Origin of the sequence: Rhizobium sp. SYY.PMSO (genome assembly GCF_046840415.1) — a bacterium.
GTDB lineage: Bacteria > Pseudomonadota > Alphaproteobacteria > Rhizobiales > Rhizobiaceae > Rhizobium.
In genome coordinates this window covers 564,272-580,721 of record NZ_CP177351.1, presented here as the reverse complement: position 1 = coordinate 580,721, position 16,450 = coordinate 564,272, and the positions used below count along the sequence as shown (strand labels likewise).

General features: G+C 58.4%; 10 protein-coding genes and 2 pseudogenes. 5 read left to right on the top strand and 7 right to left on the bottom strand.

The genetic code is table 11. The annotated features are described in order from the left end of the window. The first annotated feature begins 435 nt into the window (after nt 1-435). Both ACJJVH_RS29340 and ACJJVH_RS29335 read left to right on the top strand, forming a co-directional pair. The gene (locus ACJJVH_RS29340) at nt 436-2,010 is read left to right on the top strand and encodes a gamma-glutamyltransferase family protein (protein ID WP_412066873.1); all 1,575 of its coding nucleotides are present in this window, start codon (nt 436-438) and stop codon (nt 2,008-2,010) included. After that, the gene (locus ACJJVH_RS29335; RefSeq protein ID WP_412066872.1) at nt 2,007-3,236 is read left to right on the top strand and encodes an amidohydrolase family protein; all 1,230 of its coding nucleotides are present in this window, start codon (nt 2,007-2,009) and stop codon (nt 3,234-3,236) included. The genes ACJJVH_RS29340 and ACJJVH_RS29335 overlap by 4 nt, the downstream gene beginning before the upstream one ends. On the opposite strand, the pseudogene ACJJVH_RS29330 reads toward ACJJVH_RS29335, so the two are convergent. The 7 genes and pseudogenes from ACJJVH_RS29330 to ACJJVH_RS29300 all read right to left on the bottom strand — a co-directional run. Then, nucleotides 3,231-3,385, bottom strand: a pseudogene (locus ACJJVH_RS29330) (DNA polymerase III subunit epsilon); the annotation flags it as partial. The gene ACJJVH_RS29335 and the pseudogene ACJJVH_RS29330 sit on opposite strands and share 6 nt — an antisense overlap. 246 nt (nt 3,386-3,631) lie before the next feature. Beyond that, a complete protein-coding gene (locus ACJJVH_RS29325) occupies nt 3,632-5,638 on the bottom strand; it encodes an aldo/keto reductase (protein WP_412066871.1) in 2,007 nt (668 codons plus the stop codon). Nucleotides 5,639-5,700: 62 nt separating this feature from the next. Then, the gene (locus ACJJVH_RS29320) at nt 5,701-7,842 is read right to left on the bottom strand and encodes a beta-galactosidase (protein WP_412066870.1); all 2,142 of its coding nucleotides are present in this window, start codon (nt 7,840-7,842) and stop codon (nt 5,701-5,703) included. A 10-nt stretch (nt 7,843-7,852) separates the two neighbouring features. Next, nucleotides 7,853-8,995 carry an ABC transporter ATP-binding protein gene (locus ACJJVH_RS29315; protein ID WP_113405875.1) on the bottom strand — a complete coding sequence of 381 codons (1,143 nt, stop codon included), beginning with the start codon at nt 8,993-8,995 and terminating at the stop codon, nt 7,853-7,855. Nucleotides 8,996-9,056: 61 nt separating this feature from the next. Further along, the gene (locus ACJJVH_RS29310) at nt 9,057-9,908 is read right to left on the bottom strand and encodes a carbohydrate ABC transporter permease (protein ID WP_412066869.1); all 852 of its coding nucleotides are present in this window, start codon (nt 9,906-9,908) and stop codon (nt 9,057-9,059) included. Next, nucleotides 9,908-10,792, bottom strand: coding sequence for a carbohydrate ABC transporter permease (locus ACJJVH_RS29305; RefSeq protein ID WP_113358359.1), 885 nt, complete (start codon nt 10,790-10,792; stop codon nt 9,908-9,910). Before ACJJVH_RS29305 ends, ACJJVH_RS29310 begins: the two co-directional genes overlap by 1 nt. A gap of 63 nt (nt 10,793-10,855) precedes the next feature. Further along, nucleotides 10,856-12,130, bottom strand: coding sequence for an ABC transporter substrate-binding protein (locus tag ACJJVH_RS29300; protein ID WP_113358360.1), 1,275 nt, complete (start codon nt 12,128-12,130; stop codon nt 10,856-10,858). Between the two features lie 200 nt (nt 12,131-12,330). On the opposite strand from ACJJVH_RS29300, the gene ACJJVH_RS29295 reads away from it, so the two are divergent. The 3 genes and pseudogenes from ACJJVH_RS29295 to ACJJVH_RS29285 all read left to right on the top strand — a co-directional run bounded on the left by ACJJVH_RS29295 (nt 12,331) and on the right by ACJJVH_RS29285 (nt 16,393). Further along, entirely contained in the window at nt 12,331-13,560 is a 1,230-nt protein-coding gene (locus tag ACJJVH_RS29295) for an ROK family transcriptional regulator (RefSeq protein WP_412066868.1), read from the top strand. A gap of 116 nt (nt 13,561-13,676) precedes the next feature. Next, complete coding sequence (locus ACJJVH_RS29290) at nt 13,677-13,877, top strand: hypothetical protein (RefSeq protein WP_412066867.1); 201 nt, start codon at nt 13,677-13,679, stop codon at nt 13,875-13,877. A 105-nt stretch (nt 13,878-13,982) separates the two neighbouring features. Further along, nucleotides 13,983-16,393, top strand: a pseudogene (locus ACJJVH_RS29285) (membrane-bound PQQ-dependent dehydrogenase, glucose/quinate/shikimate family). Nucleotides 16,394-16,450 lie beyond the last annotated feature (57 nt).

The following is a 16,450-nucleotide window of genomic DNA, read 5'->3' as shown; positions in this document are numbered from 1 at the left end:
CCTATTTCGGCGATCCATGTCAAAAATTTCGACGCCTGGATGCGTACCGGTCGTAGAACGTACCGGCGACTGGCAAGCCACTTTCTTCATCACCTGCGCAAGATCAGGTGATTTCATAGGCGTTGACCTGCGGGGAACGCCCATGAATTTGCGTCGGTCGCTCCACTGCGAAGGAGCCAAAGGAATATTTATTCCAGATATTACAAATACTTGAGAATCCGAGCCTCAATCTCATCCAGCCGCGATCCCTTATGGCATCTGTATTGCATATCTCCCTTTGCGGATCGTACCCCCAGGGATTTTACTCATGCCGAACGCAACAGCATCGCCATCAGTGCGAAGACCGATTTTGTCGGCCGGACATTCGTCAATAGTCGTGGCAATCGTTCTTAAGGAATGCTGTATCGCCATCGGAAGCTCCACCGCAATCCACTCATGATCCGTTTCGGCAGACAAACCGCTCAAACCGATGCGTCATCTTCCGGCGCCATGATCGTGACACCGCATTGGCTGGCCAGCGAAGCTGGCGCAAAAGTGCTCAGGCGTGGTGGCAATGCGATCGAGGCTTTGATTGCCGCCGGAGCAGTGCTGGCGGTCACCTATCCTCATTTCTGCGGACTCGGTGGCGACGCGGTCTGGCTAGTTGCCGACAGAAACGGCAACGCACGGGCCTTTGCCGGCATTGGACAGGCAGCGGCAATCATGCCGCGTGGTGACATACCTTTACGCGGCGCAGCCTCCACACTTACAACGGCCTGCCTGGTGGACAGCTGGGAGAAAGTGCTTGCTTACTCCGCCGCCGAATGGGCGGGCACCGAACGATTGGCCACTCTTCTCGACGACGCGATTGCAATCGCAGACGGTGGCTTTGAAGTCAGCCGGTCGCAGGCTTTCTGGTACGAATTCCGACGCGTTGAATTGAACGGCTGGGCGGGTTTCACGAAGCTTTTCCGATCTGGCGGCATCCAACGCCAACCCGCCTTGGCCCGTACGCTGGGTTCCATAGCTCGTCACGGTACGCGTGAATTCTATGAAGGTGCTCTTGCGCGGCGAATTATAAGCGGACTTAACGAGGTTGGTTCGCCGCTTTCGGCTGCCGATCTTGCCACCACGCGGACCGATGTCGTGGCTCCCCTCAAACAGACTTATCGGGATACCATACTTCTTGCTCCGCCCCCACCGACGCAAGGAATTACCACTCTCGCCATAATGGGAGTGCTCGACCATCTGCCGTTGGCGGATTTCCAGCCAGATAGCCCAGCCTATTATCATCTGCTGATTGAGGCTGTGAAACAGGCCTTCCTCGACCGGCATGCGATTGCCGATCCTCGCTTCGCTGCGGACATCTCGAAACGCCTTCTCGATCCATCTCGTCTCGTCGCAAAAGCCGCAGCGATTGATCCACGTAGGGCATTACCCTGGCCACATAATTATCAATACGGCGACACCGCATTGCTTGCGGCCGTGGATGTCAATGGAGGTTGCGCATCGCTGCTGCAAAGCCTCTACTTCGACTGGGGCAGCGGCGTGGTGATCGGCGACACCGGCCTCCTGTGGCAAAACAGAGGCGCGGCCTTTAGCACGAATCCAGCGAGCCCTAACTATATCCTGCCCGGGAAGCGTCCTTTCTATACGCTCAATCCGGGTATCGCGCTCAGGGACGGGCGGCCGCATCTCGTCTACGGTACACAGGGTGCGGACGGCCAGCCACAAACGCTGTCGTTGCTGCTTAGCCTTCTTATCGACCACGACCTTGATCCGGCTGCCGCTCTCGCTCGCCCGCGTTTTTTGCTCGGTCGCACCTTCTCAGATAACCGGGACAGCCTGAAAATCGAGGCAAATATCGGCGACGAAATAGTTTCTGCCTTGGCGGCCATGGGGCATGAGATCTCGACCATCGACGCGCTGAGCCCACTTGGCGGCCAAGCCGGCGTAATCCGGATTGAGGAAGACGGGATGATAAACGGCGCGCATGATCCGCGCAGCGACGGAGGCGCGATCCTGCTGTGAGCGTCACCGGGCAACCTTACGATCTCCTCATACGAAATGTCCGTATCCGGGAAGATGGCGATCTCGTCGACATTGCCGTGCAGGGAGACAAGATTGCTGCCATCGAGTCCCGCATGCGTTGCGATGCCGTATCGGATGTCGATGGCGAGGGATGCTTTGCCTTTGGCGGATTCATCGACACGCATATTCATCTCGATAAAGCCTGCATTCTCGACCGTTGTACGATTTGCGAGGGCACGCTTGCCGAAGCCGTAAAGGAAACGGCCAAAGCCAAGGCAGGTTTCGACGAGGACGATGTCTACGCGCGAGCCGCCCGCGTGGTAGAGAAAGCAATTTCTCACGGCACAACGCGCATGCGGACCTTCGTCGAAATCGATCCCCGCGCCGGTTTCCGTTCCTTCGAGGCGATCAAGCGTATCCGGGCGGATTATGCCTTCGCTGCCGACATCGAAATCTGCGCCTTCGCTCAAGACGGGCTCACGAACGAGCCGGAAACATATGATCTGCTCGACGCAGCGCTCTCGAATGGGGCGGATCTGGTGGGCGGCTGCCCTTATACGGACTCTTCTCCCAGTCGGCATGTAGATATGGTTTTTGCTCTGGCAGCAAAGCACAATGTCTCGGTCGACTTTCATCTCGATTTTAGCCTCGATCCCGATCGCACCGATCTACCAAAGGTGATCGAGTCAACACTTCGCCATGGCTGGCAAGGCCGCGTGTCTATCGGCCATGTCACAAATTTGTCGGCCATGCCGCAAGCGCGGGTACTAACCATCGCCGATAGTCTCGCTAAGGCCCGCATCGCGCTCTCGGTTCTCCCGGCAACTGACCTCTTCCTGATGGGACGAGGGTATGACCGATTGGTTCCGCGTGGCGTGGCACCGGCTCACCTCCTCGCAAAAAGCGGCGTTGCTACCTCCATTGCCACCAACAATGTGCTCAACCCCTTCACGCCCTATGGCGACGCTTCATTAATCCGCATGGCCAATCTTTATGCCAATGTCGCCCAGCTCTCCCGTGATGACGAAATGAGCCTGGTCTTCAACATGGTGAGCCAACTCGACGGCAACACGCACCTCCAACCAGGTGGCGAAGCGACAATCGTGCTCCTCGACAGCACCGGTCCCCGCGCTGCCGTACGGGAGGTTGCTCGAGTGGTTGTCGGCTGGAAAAGGGGACGTAAAAGCTTCGATAACGGCCACCCTATGCTTTACAAAGCAGTCTGAACCGTCGGACCGGCGATAGCCGCGGGCTTTCAGCTGATACTTCATGTCGCAAACGGCATCTCGGCCGGGCCAGATGGAGCCCGCCCGAGCACCTCAAGCAAGGCGAAATAATCATCGACGGCTCGATGGCCTTCATGGAAGTAACCTGTCCACCTCACGGGCGCCCTTGACAAAAAAGGGTCCGATGTTCGGTGCTGATTGACAGCGATCGGGGTTCGTGTCGGCTGTCGCAAATAACTTAAGCTCGTTATAGCTTCTGCACCTGACTTTTGAGACTCTGCAAACGCGCCAACGTCCACTTGCAGGTGATCGAGCTTCGCCCTTCCCACGGCGGGCAATTCTTTATGAAGTGCCTTCTGGCTCTGTAGACGTTATAGCCGTTGCTTCGTTACATTTCAGCCAATTTCCAGCCATTGGACCTCGTCCGGCGAAAGCGCTATCGATGCCGCGATAAGACTGTGGCGAAGCTCGGCAAGGCTTGCCGGTCCGATCAGCGGAACGACCGGCCAGGGCTGATTGAGCACATAGGCCAGGGCGATCTGAATCGGGTCCTTGTTCAGGCGCCTGCCGAGTTCCTCTGCGCGCGCCTTTCTTTGGAAATTGAGATCGGAGTACCAGGCCCGAACGAGCTCACGGTCTTCGATCTTATCGGGCCCCGACCGGTCGGTGAAGAAGCCTCGCGCCTGGCTCGACCATGCAAAGTTGATGACTTTTCGATCTTTCAGCCATTGCTTCCAGGACGTGTCGGACGATGCGATGCAGCCTGGCCAGACAGGATCGATCATCTCAGCGAGCGAGAAATTGTTCGATAGGACGCTCGGCCTGGTCTTGCCTGTCCGTTCAGCATATTCGATCGCCTGATCCATTCGTTCGCGCGTCCAGTTCGATCCACCGATCGGACCACGGATACGACCCGCCTGAACTTCGGCATCCATGGCGTCGACAAATTCGCCGACCGGAATGTCGGGATTGTCGCGATGCATGAAATAGATGTCCACGTAGTCGGTCTGCATCCGCTCGAGGCTGGTTGCGAGCTGCTTGGCGATAACATCAGGATAGCATAAGGGCGAGTGAGCTCCCTTCTCGATGATCACCACATCGGCGCGGACCCCGCGGCTGCGCACCCATTCACCAATCAGCCGGTCTTGCGTGCCGCCTCCGTACTGGAAGGCGGAATCAACAAGATTGCCGCCTGCCTCGAAGAACTCGTCAAGAGCGATCGATGCCGCTGGAAAAGTCGAAAACAGCATCATGCCAAGCGCCAGCATCGACACTTCTTTCTCGATGCCCGGAATATGACCCCTCGGAACGATTTGCTCCCCGCGGCGGAGGGTTTCACCCGCAAGCGTCTTCGTCCGAACTGCAGGCGCTTCCAAAGCATATTCCAGCCCGATACCGGCACGCCATTTGTCCATGACTTTGAGGTTGCCAATCGTATCGGCGGCGGTCATCCCGGGATAGGCAAACTCCTTCTTGCCCGCCCGCATTGCGTCCGCGACCGCATCGACTTCGAAACTATAGACGTGACGAGGTTCATCGACCGCGATATCGGTCCGCGTGCCGGCAGCATCGCACAACCTGATGACGGCGGTGCCACCCTGCTTGCCGGCGGCAAACCAGAAATGATCGATTTCGATCGATCCGGCCGTGCCGAAGATGCGCAGAACATTATCCTGCGCCAAGGATATCGAGCAAGCAACTTCGGCAACGATACCATTCGGGAAGCGCAGAACAGCTGCGCTCCACTCATCGACGCCCGTCGGGCCGAGATGACCCACTGCAAAAACTTGATCTGGCTCGAGGACACCATTTGCTCCATCGATGCCGGCAATCAGTCTCGCCATTGAGACTGGATAGCCGCCGATATCGAGGATGCCGCCGCCGGCGAGGTCGTTGGCGAACAGGCGGTGCGCCTTGTCGAAAGGTTTTGCGAAGCCGAAGCTCGACTTGATCATCCGGACATCGCCGATCGCCTTTTCTTTCAAAAGCTCGATCAGCTTTAGCGTTAGCGGATGATGCCGGTACATGTAGGCTTCGCCGAGAAAGGTGCCAGCCGCATGTGCAGCGACCAGCATCGCCTCAGCCTCTGCCGCGGAAAGACCAATCGGCTTCTCGCAAAGCACATTCTTGCCTGCCCTGGCCGCCTTGATCGCCCATTCCGCATGAGTGGGATGCGGCGTCGAAATATATATGGCGTCGATATTCGGGTCGGCCAACAACGCTTCATAACCCTTGATTATTCTTGTACCCGGGAAACGTTCCGCGAGACCGGGCCTATTCGGTTCGCGAGTCGCAATTGCATCGACGCGGCCTGTTCTCGATTGAGCGACGCCCGCAAAAAAGTCGCCGGCGATCCGGCCGGGGCCAAGAATGCCCCAGCGAATTTTGTCTCTGTTGGTCATATCGTCTTCCTGAATGTCATGCCGCCGGACGACCCTGCGGCTCCTCGTTTCAAGAGATCTGGTCAAGAGATCTGGATCACGGCGCAGCCATAGCCTTCGAGCTCAAGCTCACCGCCGACGGGTTTGCCGGCATCGAGGAGATTGCGTCCGGCCGGCACCTGGGCGATCTTCGCAGGCTTGCTCAGGTAGTTCTGGATGAAAAGTAGCTGCCGATCGTTGCTCATGCGCATCGTCACCTCGATGCCCGCTGGCAAGTCGGCAATGAGTGGCTGGACCCCGGCATCGGAGAAAAGACGCTCAGAAAGGGCATCGGTTAGATCCGGCGTCAGATAGGTGCCAAGATAGACGACACGACCCTTGCCAACCCTCCGGGAGGTCGCCATCGGTGTCCCCTCCGCATACCGATTGGACCAGACCGCCAATGTCTCGACGTCATCGTCGACGACGAGATTCTCATAGAAGTAACCGGCGGCAAGTTCGCGGTTGCCGATCTTGAAACGCCGCTGCCTGTGGTAGGATTCGGCCGGTCTGTTTGGCGGGACCACCAAACCACCGGAACGCTCCATGACCTCGAACAAACCTTTCGCGCCGGGCGCTACGAGCCGTCCAAAATCCTCGACGCGAACGCCTGTCAAACCGGACAGCGATGCACCCGGCGCGGTCTGCCTGATAACATGATTGTTCTCGTCGCGCGTCCCGGTGCGCGCGCCGATCACGACCGTGCCCCCCTGCTCGGCGAACGTTTTCAGTCTTTCCGTCCACCCGTCCTTCCACATCACCCAGTGCGGAACATAGAGGAGCTTTAGCTTGGAGAGATCATCTTCTGGATGGATAAAACCGCAGGCTATACCCCGGTCATAGCAATATTGATGCAGGAGGACGGCATCGTCCTGTGGACTTGGAAGTCCGATAGGATAGGTCTTGTGCGCTTCCTGATTGTCGAAATCCGATCCTGCGATGCCCACATCCATGCGGACATAGGTGCCGAGAATCTTGTCGTTGAGCGTTTTCATCTCGATGGCAAAACGCTTCGCCTCTTCGTACCGATGGCGTGGCACGTCGTCATGATCGATGATCCCCATCCAGTAGATTTCGGCGCCAAAGTGGGCCGGACGCCAGCGGAAGAACATCAGGCCATCGGCGCCCCGGGCGACAGAGGACATCGCCATCCGCCGCATCTCTCCGGGTTCGGGAGTCAAAGTGCAGAAACCCGGCTGGCTGCCGAAGCCGGACTGTTGTTCGGGCACAATATAGTTACCCGAAAATCCGCGGCAGATATCCAGATGCAGGGCTTGCACCTTGGCGTGGTTGCCGATGCGCTGGAATTCGTCGTAGAGCATCGGGTAGATGTCATAGCCGACGAAATCGAGATCGGTCGTGAACTGCCCGCGAAAGTCAATATCGCGCAAGCCGCCGAGGTTGTGGAAGATGAACCAATCGGCTTTGGTCGCGCGCAGAATTTCGACCTGCTCGTGTTGGAAGCGCGCCGTGGAAAACGCGAGGAAACGATGATAGTCCTGCAAATGCCCAGGGCTCGGGAACGTCGGACCAAACTCGATCGGAAGGACAACCTGATCGAAATCATTATAGGCGGTCGCCCAGAAATCCCCGCCCCAGGCGAAATTGAGTTTGTCGATCGTGCCGTATTTGTCGGCAAGATAGGCCTGAAACTCCGAAAGCGTCGCCGCTGAGAAGGATTCCGGCATGCTGGTATTCAGCTCGTTGTCGGTCTGCCAGCCGACGACATGCGGATTGTCCCGATAGTGTTCGGCCATAGCCCTCGTGATGCGCTTGCTATGCTCGCGAAACACCGGGCTTGCGGTATCGCAATGCTGGCGCGAGCCATGGCTCATGGAGCGGCCCTTACCGTCCACCCGCAGGATTTCCGGATGTGCGACTGTCAGCCATCTCGGTGGCGTCGCCGTCGGCGTGCACATGATTGTATCGATTCCGCGCTGGCCGAGACCGGAGATCGCCCGATCGAACAGATCGAAATTGAATATGCCGAGCTCCGGTTCGAGAATATGCCAGGCAAATTCGGCCATCCTGACCACGTTGAAACCTGCGGCCGCCATGCGGTCCGCATCTCGCTCCCAATAGCTCTCGTCGACATGCTCTGGATAATGGGGAGCACCGACAAGGAACCGATCGGTTCTGATCGGATTCCAGACCGAGATTGCTGCAGAAGCTTTGCTATCAGACATTGTCATTTTTCTACCGTTCTATGATTGCCTTGCGGGCGCTGATTGTGTGTCCGCCGTCAGGCGAGAAGAGATAGAGTTGGCCGGCATCCAGTTTCAGCGCGACCGGCTGTTCGGCCTTGAAAGGCGCCACGTAACTGAGCTGGACGGTGATGTTTCCCGTGCCGCTTTCGGAAGCAACGGTCCTGAGGTTGCCGGCATCGACATAAAGGATCGTTTCACGTCCAAGATGTTCGACAAGCCGAACATGGCCGCTCACTGCGGCTTCCGAACCGTCCGTCACCACCGAGATATTCTCGGGCCGGATACCAAGCGTCAGCGCCGTTCCCTTTGACAGATGGGCCGGCGTTGCCAGCTCGATCGTCAAGGGTGAAAGGCCCGGTGCTGAAACACGGATCGAATTGCCGGAGGTCTCATCGACCGTGACGCCGAGAAAGTTCATTCGCGGCGCTCCGAGAAAACCCGCCACAAAAAGATTGTCCGGGTTGCGATAGAGCTCCAGCGGCGAGCCGACCTGCTCGATCGCGCCCTTGTTCAGCACGACGATTCGGCTTGCCATGGTCATCGCTTCGATCTGATCGTGGGTGACATAAACCATGGTCGCGCCAAGCTCAGCGTGCAGGCCGCTCAACTCGACACGCATCTGCGTACGAAGAGCGGCATCAAGATTCGACAACGGCTCGTCGAATAGAAAGACATCAGGGGAGCGGGTAATGGCGCGCCCGATGGCGACGCGCTGGCGCTGGCCGCCGGACAATTGCTTCGGTCGTTTGTCGAGCTGGTCGGTGATGCGTAGAATTTTCGCCGCTTGCGCGACCGCCGCATCTATTTCGGCTTTCGGACGTTTTGCCATCCGCAGCCCAAATCCCATGTTTTCGGCGACGGTCATGTGCGGATAGAGCGCGTATGACTGGAATACCATAGCGATGCCGCGTTCACCAGGTTCGGCTTTGCTGACGTCGCGGCCGTTGATCAGAATCTGGCCGGAGGAGATCGTTTCAAGACCGGCGATCGACTTCAACAAGGTGGATTTGCCACAGCCCGAAGGGCCGACCATGACGATGAACTCGCCCTGCTCGACAGAAAGATCTATGCTGCGCAGCGCATGATAGGAGCCATAATTCTTGTTGACGTTTCGAAGTTCGAGACTGCTCATGCTTCGGGACTCTCAGAGGGAGTTGGCATAAAGGACGAGAGGGCGAGAGACGGCGGATTGGTCATCCCTTCACCGCCCCCATGGTGAGGCCGGCGATGAAGTGTCGCTGCATCAGGAAAAACATGATAACGGGCGGCACCGCGACGACGATCGTGCCGGCGGAAATGAGATTCCAAGCGGAAACCCATTCTCCTCGAAGATTGGCAAGTCCGGCCGTGACCGGTTTGACCGTATCGCTCACCGTCAATACCACGGCCCAGAAATAGTCATTCCAGACGAAGGTGAAGATCAGGATCGCCAGCGCCGCGAGCGCTGGCCGAACGAGCGGTATAACCACATGAACGAGGGTCTGGAACGGTGTGGCCCCCTCGGCTCTCGCCGCCTGGAACAGCTCATCCGGCAAGGCAGCGATGAAGTTGCGCATGAACAGTGTCGCAAAACCCGTCTGGAAGGCGATGTGGAAGATGACCAGCGCCCCTGTCGTATCGTAGAGACCGATGCGCACCATCAGATCGCGCACCGGTATCATCATGATTTGATAGGGCAGAAAATTGCCGCCGACGAACAAGGCGAAGATCAGCATGTTGCCGCGAAAGCGATAGCGCGCCAGCACGAAGCCGGCGAGCGTACTGAGAGTCAGCACGCCGATCACCGACGGGATCGTGATCGTTAGGCTGTTCAGAAAGTAACGCGCCATCGGCGTTTGGGTGAAGACGGACGTATAGTTTTCCACCAGGCCGAATTGGGTCGGCCATCCCCAGAGGTTGCCCCCCATGACATCCTGCGTCGATCGGAACGACGTCAGGATGATGGCAAAGAGCGGGCACAGCCAGAAGATCAGGATGGCAAGCACGACGATAAAATAGAAGCGGCGACGCCATATGGCATCTTCGGGAATCGGGCGCGGATACATCAGGCCCCTCTTTCTTCGATGCGGATAATGCGCGTGAGATACCAGGCGATGAAGACCGCCATGATTACGAACAGAACCGATGCGATCGCCGCGCCGTAGCCGAAGCGGTAGGAAAAGATCGATTGCTCGAACATCTGATAGGCAAGAACTTCGGAGGAACCGAAAGGACCGCCCTGCGTCATGACCGATACCATGTCGAATGATCGCAGCGCCCCGACAACTGTAACGGCAATGGCGATGAAGGTGACCTGCGTCAATTGCGGCAAGACGATGTGGCGCAGCATGTTCCACCCCTTGGCGCCGTCGACCCGACCGGCGCCAATCAGCTCCTCACTGAGATTGTTTAGACCGGCGAGATAGAGGACCATGCAGAAGGCGATCTGCGGCCAGAGTGCGGCGATGACGATCGCGAAGGTCACGAAATGCTCGTCGGACAAAACAGCGGGCGCCGTTGCGCCAAAAAAGCCGAAGATCAGCGCAAGCAATCCCAGTTGGGGCGTGTAGACCCAGGTGAAGACGACGCCAACGGCGACCGAGGCCAGCACCAGTGGAATAAAAAACAGGGATTTCATCAGCCGCATGCCGCGGATCTTCTGGTTGACCAGCAGCGCGATTGCCAGTCCCAGCGGCGGTGCCGCCATGAACATGACGAGCCAGATAACATTGTTCTTCAACGAGACGTAGAATTGCGGATCGTTGAACAGCTCGACGTAATTACCGAAGCCGATCCATGTCATCGGGCTGAAGCCGTCCCAATCGTGCAGGCTGATCCAGAGGCTTTCCATAGCCGACCACAGGATCACGACAGAAAAGAGAATGGCCGCCGGCAAAATCAGCAAGGCCGGGGTGAGCCACCAGCGATGGCGGCGCCAGAGCATCATCATTTTGTCCTCTTTCGGGTGGGAGAGGCGGAGCCGATGCTCCGCCTCCCGGTCGCTGGGAGGAAGTTAGAGCTTGTAGATACGCTTGCGGGTCGCCTCGAGCCGATGGAGGATCGCGTCACGCCGCTCGGGCTTGGCCATGAATTCCTGGAACCCGACCAGGCCCGCCTGCGCCATGTCCGGGTCGCTATCGCGGTCGTAATATTGCGACGTGCCCTGCACCGTCTTCAGCGACGCCACGGCGGCATTGACAAGCGGATCCTTGCTCGGCGGCAGGTCGTTGCGCGGTGGAACATTGCCGCCAGGTTCCAGATAAAGGGCGAGATTCTCTGGACGGTAGAAATAGGCCAGAAATTCGCGGGCGCCCTGCTTGTTCTTTGCGTTTGCCGGGATGTGCACCGAGTCCAGTGAGAATTCCTCGAAGCGGCCGACTTTCGGGTCTATCGTTGGGAAGGGCGCCAGCGCGAGTTGGTCGACATCATCTTTCGGGAAAGCCGCCCGCACGAAAGCGCCTAGATTCATCATCCCCGCCTTCTTCTGCGACAAAAGCGCGCCGGCTTCCTGCCAACCGAAGGACGTATTGTTCGGCGTGAAGAAGTCCTGCTTGATCAAGGTCTCCCACATGTCGAACACTGGCTTGAGCGCCGGATCGAGATAGCTCATCTCGCCGTTCATCAGGGCCATGTGCTTATCGAGACCGTTGATGCGCAGGTTCATCTGGTCGAACCAGCCAGCAGCCGGCCACAATTCCTTGGTGCCCATGGCGATAGGCGTCAGGTTTGCGCTCTTGCACTTGGCGCCGAAGGCCAAAAAGTCGTCCCAGCTTGTCGGCGCCGAGACGCCCAGTTGGCTGAAGACATCCTTACGATAGAACATGCCCCAGAGCGTCCCGCCTGTCGGCAGACCATATTGCTTGCCGTTCACGGTAACGGCGCCGGCTGCCGCACCGAGCACGTCCTTGTATTTCTCCTTCTCGAAAAGATCGGAGATATCGTCGAACAGGCCACGTTTGACGAAAGCGCGCATACGATTTCCGGAAAACCAGAAGCAGATGTCCGGCGCACCGGCGACAAGGTAGTTGCGGATCGCCGTCTTGTGTGCCTCGTGATCCATATTGTTGACCTGGACCTTGACACCAGCCTGCTTGGCGAAATCGTCGGCGATTTTGCGGAAGACCGTCAGGCCATCTCCATTGCTTATGTCGGAGATAATGGTGATATCCTGCGCCTGAGCGATTGCGGGTATCGGAAAGCCGCCTGCAATTGCGGCGGCGGAAGCCATACCGGCCCCTTTCAAGAAGGTCCGGCGCGTGGTCGTAAGAAACGGGTTCGTGAATGCCATTGAATTCCCTCCCAGTTGAAACTCATGAACACGTCCCTGCGCATCGTCCTCCACAACGACGGCGCAGAACGCTCAGTGTGCCGACCGAATCCCGTCCCCCGTAGCCTTGAATAACCATTGCGAAGTTGATCGACGGGCGAACTTATGCATATAACAATCAGCGCCGCAAGAATTAATTTACAAAATTAAGGAATGAAATCGTGAAGCTAAAAGGCGATCAGACGACCACACGAGCACTAAATCGTCGTCTGATCTTGAACCTCCTTCGACAGCATGGTCCCAAGAGCCGGGCCGATCTTGCAATCGCAACCGGGCTCAGTCCGGCCGCGGTGACATTCGTCATCGGCGATCTGATCGAGGAAGGCATCGTAAAGGAAGGTACAGCCGTATCGGGCCTTACCGGGCGCCGTCCCATCCCGGTGGAAATCGACTACAATCATGGAATTGCTCTCGGTTTCAAGCTGATGGCAGATACGATTGAATGTGTTGCGACAGACCTGGCAACAAACCCCATTGCCGCAATGCGAGTTCCGCTGCCCCTTTCCACACCCGAGACTGTCACCAACGTGCTTGTCGACACGGTACCCACACTTATCAATCTGGCGGATCGTCCGCACGCGAAGCTGGCCGGTGTTGGCATAGCTATGCCGGGTGTCATGAGCCATGACCAAACGGTCTGCGTAAGAAGCAACCGCTTCGACTGGAATAACGTGCCATTGGCGGAGATGGTCGCGTCGCGTCTCAGCGTGCCGGTATGGCTCGAGGACGATACGAACGCCTATGCGATCGCACAGCAGTTGTTCGGCCTTGGGCGCCAGCATCGAAACATGGCGGTGCTCGCCGTCGGTGTCGGAATAGCTTGTGCACAGGTGATCGAGGGAAAGTTGTACCGCGGAGCCAACGGGGCGGCGGGCAAGATGGGTCACACGATTTTCGAGCCGAACGGCCGCCCATGCGAATGTGGCAAACGCGGTTGCCTCATGGCTTATCATTCCGAAGCATCGATGCTAAGGCGTTGGAAAGAGCAGACCGGTGGCGGGGAAGATAAAGGTCGTGCGGAATTTCGCGTCGCGCTTGTGTCCGAAGACCCTGTTGTCGTCGCAATCGTCGAAGAGGCCGGCCGTTGTATCGGGACGGCGCTGGCCAATCTCGTCAACATCACGGACCCGGAAGTCATCGTCGCTGGCGGTGAAGCCGTATCACTCGGAGAGCCATTTCTAGCCCCGCTCAGGCAGGCTCTGGCTGCGGGCACCTTCCGGACTGCCCCACCACTCCTACCCGACTGGGAAGACAATTCCTGGGCACGGGGTGCAGCAGCTCTCGTGACGCAGAAGATGTATGATTTCGAGTCTTCCGGCGGTACGAAAAATTTCGAACTGGCACCAGCGATTGCCGCCAGCGCCATCACCGGATCGTCCTCGCTCATGTAGGAATTGCCGCGAGCGGCCTTCGAGCTCGATAACTTGGTTCTCTGTCGCATTGGCGGGACTGTTGAGCGCCAACGAGACCTCCATCGCTATGGAGGGGCGCACGAGGACAATCCGGTGTGGACTCTGCCCTCGTGGGAGCCCTGCAATTCGGGGTGGCCTTCGTGTGGTCAGAAATCGTGGCGTCGTCGATTTCGACAAGCGCACTTCCGCTTGCGCTCGGGATTCTGATCCCCGCCGTCATCGCGTTGCTGCTCTGGATGGTCGATCAGCCGCTGAACGTATCGCGTGCCAATGAGGACAAGACACGCAAAGCGTGACACCGATCGTGCAGAAATATAGAATTTGGACTTTACAGAATCGTTGCGGCCTCATTGCAAAGTTAGCTGGTGAGCGCCGATCGTTGAACAAGAATGAAGGTGAGCATGGCCGACACTAACAAGATATCCTTCATAGCCCGCGCGACTCTTATCGTCCTTGGCGTGCTTTTTGCGCTGGTCGGGCTTTATTTCACCATTGGCGGCGGCATGCTGATCGCCCGCGGCGGCAGCTGGTATTATCTGCTCATGGGGCTGGCTGTGATTGTCTCGGGTGTCGAGATCGCGCGCGGTCACAGCCGGGGCGCGTGGATCTATGGCCTTGCCGTGATCGCCACCGCTTTCTGGTCGTTTTGGGAAGCCGGCCTTGATTTCTGGGCGCTCGAGGCCCGTCTCCTGACATTCACCATGGCTGCAATGGTGCTGGCAATCTTCATTCCGCTGCTGCGCCGGGCCGAAGGCAGGTCGGGCGGCGGAAAACTGATGGCCGGCATCTTTGTAGTCCTTCTCCTTGTCAATGTCGGCTGGTTCTGGGGCATGTTCACCCCTCACGGCATTTTCACCCCCCGCGTCGACGAACAGCCCGCTGCGTCTGTCGCAAGCGAAGATTGGTCGAATTATGCAGGCAACAGCCTCGCCCATCGTTTCGGTGCGCAGGACCAGATCAACGCTTCAAATGTCCAGGACCTGAAGGTCGCCTGGACGTTCCGCACAGGCGATATTCCAGACAGCCCCGGTGGTGGCGGAGCAGAGGACCAGCAAACGCCGCTCCAGATCGGCAACACGCTCTTCCTGTGCACGCCGCACAACACGGTTATTTCAGTCAATGCGACAACCGGCAAGGAAAACTGGAGGCACGAGTTTCCCACCAAGACGACGGTCTGGGTACGCTGCCGCGGGTTGGCCTATTTCGATGCCGCCAAGCCGATCGTTCAGCCGACCGCGGCGGGCAGCACACCCGTTCCGTCGGTCTCGCTGCCGCACGGTGCCGTCTGCCAGCACCGCATCTTCATGAATACGATCGACGCGGTTCTCGTCGCGCTCGACGCAGACACCGGCGAACTCTGCGAGGATTTCGGGACCAAGGGTGAAGTCGATCTCAAGACTGGACTCGGTGATGCGCCGAGCCCGCTCTACGAGATGACGTCGCCGCCCACGTTGGCCGGCACGACTGTTGTTGTCGGCGGCCGCGTCGCCGACAACGTTGCCCTCGACATGCCGGGCGGCGTGGTCCGCGGCTTTGACGCAGTCACTGGCAAGATGCGCTGGGCCTTTGATCCCGGCAATCCCGACGATCGCCAGGCACCAGCCGAAGGCAAGACCTTCACGCGCTCGACACCGAATGTCTGGGCGCCGATGACCTATGACGTCGCCTCGAACACGGTGTTCATGCCGGTAGGCAGCGCCGCGATCGATCTGTGGGGCGTACCTCGCACGAAATTGGATGAAGAATACGGCGCTTCGGTCCTTGCGCTCGATGCCACGACCGGCAACGAAAAGTGGCACTTTCAGACAGTGCATCACGATCTCTGGGATTACGACGTGCCGATGCAGCCGACGCTGTTCGACTTTACGAAACCGGATGGCGGCAAGGTTGCGGCCCTGGTGATCGGCACCAAGATGGGTCAGCTCTTCGTGCTCGACCGCCTGACGGGCAAGCCGCTTACGGAAGTGACCGATATTCCGGTGAAGGCCGGCCCGATCCAGGGCGAGGCTTATCCCAAGACCCAGCCGCTTTCGACAGGCATGCCACAGATCGGCGCTGAGGTTCTGCATGAGAGCGACATGTGGGGCATGACGGCCCTCGACCAGCTCGCTTGCCGGATCATTTTCCGCGGCTGCGCTATGACGGGCTTTTCACCTCGCCAGGCGAGGATTATTCGCTCAGCTTTCCGGGCTCGCTCGGCGGCATGAACTGGGGCGGCCTGTCCTACGACCCAACCTCATCGATGCTCTTCGCCAACGATATGCGTCTCGGCCTCTGGGTTCATATGGTGCCGCAGCCGGCCGGAGCGCAGGCGTCGAATGGCAACGAGTCGGTCAATGCCGGCATGGGCGCCGTGCCGCTCAAGGGCACACCCTATTCGGTGCTCAAGGATCGCTTCTTCTCGCCGCTCGGCATTCCCTGCCAGGCGCCGCCCTTCGGCTCGCTGACGGCCATCGACATGAAGACGCAGAAGATCTCGTGGCAGGTTCCGCTCGGTACTGTCGAGGACACGAGACTGTTCGGCATCCGCATGAGCATGCCAATGCCGATCGGCATGCCGACCATCGGCGGCTCATTGGCCACCAAGGGCGGTCTCGTCTTCTTTGCGGCCACGCAGGATTTCTATCTGCGCGCCTTCGACCAGAAGACCGGCAAAGAGGTCTGGAAAACCCGTCTGCCGGTCGGCAGCCAGGGCACGCCGATCAGCTATACCTCGCCGGAAAACGGCAAGCAGTACATCCTGATATCGGCTGGAGGCGCACGCGATTCCACGATGCGTGGGGACTACGTCATCGCTTACGCCTTGCCATAAAGAACTTCGCTCTCTGCGGTGGCTCTTCGATAAACGCGCCCTAAGTATACCAAACGC

Excerpts from the sequence above, each read along its gene's own strand:
- ACJJVH_RS29340 (WP_412066873.1), top strand. The coding sequence starts at position 436 with ATGATCCGTTTCGGCAGACAAACCGCTCAAACCGATGCGTCATCTTCC.
- ACJJVH_RS29325 (WP_412066871.1), bottom strand. The coding sequence starts at position 5,638 with ATGACCAACAGAGACAAAATTCGCTGGGGCATTCTTGGCCCCGGCCGG.
- ACJJVH_RS29320 (WP_412066870.1), bottom strand. The coding sequence starts at position 7,842 with ATGTCTGATAGCAAAGCTTCTGCAGCAATCTCGGTCTGGAATCCGATC.
- ACJJVH_RS29315 (WP_113405875.1), bottom strand. The coding sequence starts at position 8,995 with ATGAGCAGTCTCGAACTTCGAAACGTCAACAAGAATTATGGCTCCTAT.
- ACJJVH_RS29310 (WP_412066869.1), bottom strand. The coding sequence starts at position 9,908 with ATGTATCCGCGCCCGATTCCCGAAGATGCCATATGGCGTCGCCGCTTC.
- ACJJVH_RS29305 (WP_113358359.1), bottom strand. The coding sequence starts at position 10,792 with ATGATGATGCTCTGGCGCCGCCATCGCTGGTGGCTCACCCCGGCCTTG.
- ACJJVH_RS29300 (WP_113358360.1), bottom strand. The coding sequence starts at position 12,130 with ATGGCATTCACGAACCCGTTTCTTACGACCACGCGCCGGACCTTCTTG.